7 protein-coding genes are annotated in these 6,316 nt (G+C 62.7%); 2 read left to right on the top strand and 5 right to left on the bottom strand.

Annotated elements, in window-relative coordinates:
* The 5 genes from glnA to AAFM29_RS15340 all read right to left on the bottom strand — a co-directional run.
* On the bottom strand, positions 1 to 1,211 hold a 1,211-nt coding region (gene glnA / locus AAFM29_RS15360), incomplete at its 3' end, for a type I glutamate--ammonia ligase (RefSeq protein ID WP_341713660.1).
* A 49-nt stretch (positions 1,212 to 1,260) separates the two neighbouring features.
* A complete protein-coding gene (locus AAFM29_RS15355; RefSeq protein ID WP_173212040.1) occupies positions 1,261 to 1,599 on the bottom strand; it encodes a P-II family nitrogen regulator in 339 nt (112 codons plus the stop codon).
* A 218-nt stretch (positions 1,600 to 1,817) separates the two neighbouring features.
* On the bottom strand, positions 1,818 to 2,756 hold the full coding sequence (argC, locus tag AAFM29_RS15350) for an N-acetyl-gamma-glutamyl-phosphate reductase (RefSeq protein WP_341713659.1): 939 nt from the start codon (positions 2,754 to 2,756) through the stop codon (positions 1,818 to 1,820).
* Positions 2,746 to 3,012, bottom strand: coding sequence for a hypothetical protein (locus AAFM29_RS15345; protein ID WP_341713658.1), 267 nt, complete (start codon positions 3,010 to 3,012; stop codon positions 2,746 to 2,748). The genes argC and AAFM29_RS15345 overlap by 11 nt, the downstream gene beginning before the upstream one ends.
* Positions 3,013 to 3,172: 160 nt before the next feature.
* The gene (locus tag AAFM29_RS15340; protein ID WP_341713657.1) at positions 3,173 to 4,564 is read right to left on the bottom strand and encodes a leucyl aminopeptidase family protein; all 1,392 of its coding nucleotides are present in this window, start codon (positions 4,562 to 4,564) and stop codon (positions 3,173 to 3,175) included.
* 48 nt (positions 4,565 to 4,612) lie between these two features.
* Between AAFM29_RS15340 and AAFM29_RS15335 the strand changes: the two genes are divergently transcribed.
* On the top strand, positions 4,613 to 5,446 hold the full coding sequence (locus AAFM29_RS15335) for a PdaC/SigV domain-containing protein (protein ID WP_341713656.1): 834 nt from the start codon (positions 4,613 to 4,615) through the stop codon (positions 5,444 to 5,446).
* Between the two features lie 40 nt (positions 5,447 to 5,486).
* On the top strand, positions 5,487 to 6,314 hold the full coding sequence (map, locus tag AAFM29_RS15330) for a type I methionyl aminopeptidase (RefSeq protein WP_341713655.1): 828 nt from the start codon (positions 5,487 to 5,489) through the stop codon (positions 6,312 to 6,314).
* Positions 6,315 to 6,316 lie beyond the last annotated feature (2 nt).

Here is a 6,316-nt window from a genome sequence, read left to right as displayed (position 1 = left end):
TCTGCCGGCGGCAGGTCATAGAGGTTCTTGTCCATGGCTTCGCCCGGGTGGATCTTGTTCTGGATCCCGTCGAGGCCGGCCATCAGCAGCGCCGCATAGGCGAGGTAGGGGTTGGCCATCGCGTCGGGGAAGCGGAACTCGACGCGCTTCGCCTTGTCACCGGTGCCGTAGGGAATGCGGCACGAAGCCGAACGGTTGCGGGCCGAATAGGCCAGCAGCACGGGCGCTTCGAAGCCCGGCACCAGGCGCTTGTAGCTGTTGGTGGTCGGGTTGGTGAAGGCATTGAGCGCCTTGGCATGCTTGATCACGCCGCCGATGTAGTAAAGGCAGGTTTCAGACAGGCCAGCATAGCCATTGCCGGCGAAGGTCGGCTTGCCATTGTCCCAGATCGACATGTGGGTGTGCATGCCGCTGCCGTTATCTTCCTTGATCGGCTTGGGCATGAAGGTCGCGGTCTTGCCATAGGCATGGGCGACCTGGTGCACGACATACTTGTAGATCTGCATGCGGTCGGCGGTCTCGACCAGCTTGCCGAAGGTCAGGCCCAGTTCGTGCTGCGCCGCAGCCACCTCGTGGTGATGCTTGTCGCAGGGCAGGCCCATTTCAAGCATGGTCGAAACCATTTCGCCGCGGATGTCGACGGCGCTGTCGACCGGCGCGACGGGGAAATAGCCTCCCTTGGCGCGCGGACGGTGCGCGAGGTTGCCGCTCTCATACTCCTTGCCGGTGTTGGTCGGCAGCTCGATGTCGTCGATGGCATAGCCCGAACCGGCATAGCCGTCTTCGAAACGGACATCGTCGAACATGAAGAATTCGGCTTCGGGGCCGACGTAGACGGTGTCGCCGATGCCGGTCGACTTGAGATAGGCCTCGGCGCGCTTGGCGGTCGTGCGCGGGTCGCGTGCGTACCACTCACCGGTCGAAGGCTCGACGATGTCGCAGAACAGGATCATCATCGGTTCGGCGCTGAACGGATCGACATAGACTTGTTCAAGGTCGGGCTTGAGGATCATGTCGGATTCGTTGATCGCCTTCCAGCCGGCAATCGACGAGCCGTCGAACATCAGGCCGTCTTCCAGTTCGTCCTCGCCCAGGACCTTCGAAACCATGGTCAGGTGCTGCCACTTGCCCTTGGGATCGGTGAAGCGCAGGTCGACCCACTCGATGCCTTCTTCCTCGATCTGCTTGAGGACCTTCTTTGCACTGGACATTGATTTTTCCTTCTTCAGTTCCCCTCCCTTCCGGGGGAGGGAGAGGTGATCAGATTGCGTCGTCGTCGCGTTCGCCGGTACGGATGCGCAGGGCACCTTCGATCGTCGAAACGAAGATCTTCCCGTCGCCGATGCGTCCGGTCTGGGCAGCGGCGGCGATGGCTTCGACGGTGCGCTCGGCAATATCGTCGGTGACGACAACCTCGAGCTTCACCTTGGGCAGGAAGTCGACCACATATTCGGCGCCGCGATAGAGTTCAGTATGGCCTTTCTGGCGGCCGAAGCCCTTCGCCTCGGTCACGGTGATGCCGGACACGCCGATTTCGTGCAGCGCCTCCTTCACCTCGTCGAGCTTGAACGGCTTGATGATCGCTTCGATCTTTTTCACTTTGGTTTTCCGGCCCCCGGGTATGGCTGGGAATGTCTTTCCTCGCGCGTTGCGATCCAAGAATCGTGCCAACACGAGAAATCGACGCCTAGACGAAGATTTGATCGCCTCCAAACCACCTCGGCGCAATTTTCGCTTAGCTTGCCCCAAGCTGGACGCAATGTTGCGGTCAGGCTGTTGGGCTGCTGCCCAAGTGCTAGACTTTTGATGCTTAAATTTTAGGCAGTGAGGAGGCGCAGGCCCGCCGTTTCAGGCAGGCCACAAAGCAGGTTCAGACTCTGCACCGCAGCGCCGCTGGCTCCCTTGCCAAGATTGTCGAGCCGCGCAACCAGGCGCAGCTGCGAACCGTCACCATTGCCAAACACCCATAGCTCCAGGTCGTCATGCGGCGTGGCATGGGGAGGCAGCAGGATCTCGCTAGGCGCTTCGCCATGATGAACTCGAACGATCGGCGATCCCGCATAGAATGCGGTCAAGACGTCGCGCAGTTCGTTGGGCGAGCCGGCGCTGCCGATTGCCGAGAGGGGCAGCGGTACATCGACGATCATGCCGCGAAAGGCATCGATCACCGAAGGCGAGAACACGGGTGCATGAGCAAGTCCGGCGTGCACCTTCATCTCCGGCAAGTGCTTGTGCCCCATCTGGAGGCCATAGGCGCGAAAGGCGGGGGCACCTTCGGCTTCGAAGCGCTCGATCAGCGCCTTGCCGCCGCCCGAATAGCCACTCACCGCGTTGACGGTATAGGGCCAGTCGGCTGGCAGAAGGCCAGCGCGCACCAAGGGCGCGACAAGGGCGAGGAAGCCGGTGGGATAGCAGCCGGGATTGCTTACCCGCTGTGCATTGGCGACCTGTTCGCGTCCCACCAGTTCGGGAAAGCCGTAGCACCAACCAGGGGCAGTGCGATGGGCCGAAGAAGCATCGATCACCCGCGTCCCGCTGGCTGGGTCGATCAGCGCCACCGCTTCGATGGCCGCTTCGTCGGGCAGGCATAGGATCGCTACATCGGCTTCGTTCAAGGCCTCGCGACGGGCGGCCATATTCTTGCGTTGCGCGTCGTCGAGCGTGATCAGGGTGAATTCGCTGCGGCCGGAAAGCCGTTCGGCAATTTCCAGTCCAGTGGTGCCTGCGGCCCCGTCGATGAAGACCTTATGCGCCATTTTCGGGCGCCAGTGCGCCAAGGCGGACATAGCCGCTCGGCCCCTCCGGCCCGCGCGCGATCCACGCCCAGTCACCCGCGATGTCGAGCAGTTCGACAGGTTCGCCTGCCGTCAGCGTTGCACCTGCTTCCGCATCGTCGCGCATGGTGAGCTTGAGCACTGCCGCGTCCGCACCGATGTTGCGTTGGCGCGGGATCACATAGTGCGCAGCGAGATAGCGACCCGCCAGCGCAATATGCGCGAGGTCGCCGCGCAAGGGCAGGGTCCCGGGCGCGGGTTTGTCAACCGGACCCTTCAGTCCGACAATACCATCAGGAAGTGAGTACGCTGCAGGCCCTGTCACGCTGGGAGTTCAAACTCGATAGTTGACGTTGCGCGCGCTTAACCTCGCATGGCCGATCCCGCAAGCCACCCGCCTATGACGCTCCACCAAAACGCTGGCGCAGCATATGCCAGGCGGCCCGCAGACCGTAGGCGTCACCGCCCTTGGGACGGCCCGGCTTGGCGGCGGGGCGCCACGCGAAGGTATCGAAATGGGCCCAGTCGATCCCCTCGCCGACAAAGCGATCGAGGAACAGGCCGGCTACACTTGCCCCGGCAAAGCCGTTGGTCGCAGAATTGTTGAGATCAGCGAGATCGGAGGACAGCCATTCGCGGTAGCCGTCGGGCAAGGGAAGCCGCCACGGCTCGTCATCGCAAGCCTTGCCCGCATCGATAAGCGCCTGCGCGGTATCGTCGCGTCGGGTCATCAGCGCGGGGTAGTCGGGTCCCAGGGCCACGCGCGCGGCACCAGTCAGCGTGGCGAAATCGATGATCAGTTCGGGTTTCTCCTCGCTTGCCCGCTGGAGCGCATCGCCAAGGATCAGGCGACCTTCGGCATCGGTGTTGCCGATTTCGACGGTCAGGCCCTTGCGCGTTTTGAGGATATCGCCGGGGCGGAAGGAGTTGCCGGCGATGGCATTCTCGACCGCCGGGACAAGCAGGTGCAGCCGGACCTTGAGCCCCGCGCCCATGACCAGACCCGCAAGCGCGATGGCATGCGCGGCGCCGCCCATATCCTTCTTCATCAACAGCATGCCGCTGGCCGGCTTGATATCGAGCCCACCTGAATCGAAGGAGACACCCTTGCCGACGATCGCCAGGACCGGGTCGCCCGCTTTGCCCCAGGTCAGGTGCATCAGGCGCGGGGCATGGTGGCGGGCGGCGGCGCGGCCAACGGCATGGACCATCGGAAAATCACGCTCCAGCGCGTCACCCTTGGTGACCGAAAGTTTGGCCGAATAGGCCTTGGCCAATGCCTCACATTGCGCCTCGATCGCTTCGGGTCCCATGTCTTCAGCCGGCGTGTTGACCAGGTCGCGCACCAGGCAAACCGCCTGCGCCTCGGCAATCGCGGCCTCGATGCGTCCGGCTTCCTTGGTCAGCAGCACGCGTGGGCCGATCGGGCGTTCCGGCTTCTTGTAACGATCGAACAGATACTGCCCTGTCTGCCAGCCGTGCATGGCCGGTCCCGGATCGCCTTCTGCACGACGATAGGTACCTTCGGGCAGGGCCTCCGCAAGCTTGGCCATGCACCAACTCGACAGCTGCTCCGGATTGGCGACACCGCCGACGGCGAACCAGTTGTCGCCATCGGGGACGATACCGACCTGGAACGCACCGCCGTCAAACTTCTGCGCTTCCAGCGCGGCACGCTGCCCGGAAGATAACTGCTTCACCCATTTCGCAAGACCCTCGCGATTGACAAGGTGAATGGCAGTCGCCTGCTGGCCCTTGTCGGGCTGGATAAGCGGCACGGTGTCGGCCATAATCTAAGCACGTCCCTATGTATCGTTCCGGTGCGGAAGGAAACCGCGATGCGTATGCCCCTGTTCCTGATTTCACTGCTCCTGTCGAGTGCGGCTTGCTCCGACCCGCAGGAGTTTGGCGAGAGGGCAGGGATCGACCCAGGCGACGCCGCCCGCCCGGGTGATAGGGGTGCGGCTAGCTCCCAGACAAAGGCCGAAGCCTTCGCATTCGAGCAGAAGCTCGAAGAGGAAGGCGGCGGTTCATTTGAATTCGCGTTCAAGTGGCCAGCCCGGGTCGCTGAGGAAGCAGAACTTGCCGCGCTGCTCGACAAGCGGCGGCGCGACCTGTTCAACGAGACGAAGGCGGGCTGGGATTCGGCAGTGGCCGATTGCCCAGGGGATGCCGTGTCGTGCCGCAGCTATTCCTTCGCGAACGAATATCAGGTCGTCGCGGACCTCCTGCGCTTCCTCAGCCTTTCGACCGAGTTCTATACCTATACCGGCGGTGCCCACGGCATGTACGGACGGAGCTCCCAGATATGGGATCGCGAGGCGCGGCAACTGTTCGATCCGCTGGCGATGTTCGCCTCTCAGGATGCCCTGCGAGGTGCGATCGGGACGAAGGCCTGTGCCGCGCTCGATCGCCAGCGGCAAGAACGGCGCGGTGAACCGATCGACGGTCCGTCGGGGGAATGGCCCAACAACTGCCCTGGCATGGATGAGACGACACTGTTCGTAGGCTCATCCAACGGCAAGACCTTCGACCGGTTGGGATTCTACTATGGTCCCTATGTCGCCGGCCCCTATGCAGAAGGCGAATATGAGATCACCTTGCCGGTCGACGCGGCGGTCATCGCTATCGTAAGGCCCGAATATGCAAGCGCATTCAGCGTGAAACGCTGAGCACCTCGCAATTTGGCGGCTTAGTCGCTATGTGGCGCGCATGACCGAATACCAGGTGATCGACAGCGACCAGACCGTCTACCGTGACGGGACCATCAAGCTCCACGGACCCGAAGGGTTCGAAGGGATGCGCAAGGCCGGCCGGCTGGCGGCCGAGATCCTCGACGAGCTGACAAGCTTCGTGCAGCCCGGCGTAACCACCGGGCAGATTGACGACCTGGTCAGGCAGATGACCTTCGATGGTGGTGCGGTACCCGCGACGATGGGTTATCGCGGCTATACGCATAGCTGTTGCACCTCGATCAACCACGTGATTTGCCATGGTATTCCGGGCGACAAGGCGCTCAAGGACGGGGATATCGTCAATATCGACGTGACCCCGCTGCTCGATGGCTGGCACGGTGATACCAGCCGTATGTACTTCGTCGGCGACGTTCCGCTCAAAGCGCGCAAGCTGGTGGATGTAACCTACGAATGTCTGATGCTGGGGATCGAAGCGGCATCGAAGCCTGGTGCCAGGCTGGGCGACATCGGTGCGGTGATCGAGGCACATGCGCGTCAGCACCGCTACGGCGTGGTGCAGGAATTCTGCGGCCACGGGCTGGGGCGCCTGTTCCACGATGCACCCGAGGTGATCCATGCTGCCCGCGCAGGCACCGGTCCTGAGCTCAAGCCAGGGATGTTCTTTACTATCGAACCGATGATCAACCTCGGCCGTCCGCACGCCAAGATCCTCGGCGATGGCTGGACTGCCGTCACGCGCGACAAGTCGCTGAGCGCCCAGTTCGAACATTCGATCGGGATTACCGACAACGGCGTCGAAATCTTTACCGAAAGCCCCAAGGGGCTGCACAAACCGCCCTACTAGCC

It is taken from the genome of Erythrobacter sp., from assembly GCF_038133525.1.
In the GTDB taxonomy this organism is placed as follows: domain Bacteria; phylum Pseudomonadota; class Alphaproteobacteria; order Sphingomonadales; family Sphingomonadaceae; genus Qipengyuania.
This window is presented reverse-complemented; position numbering and strand designations above follow the sequence as displayed.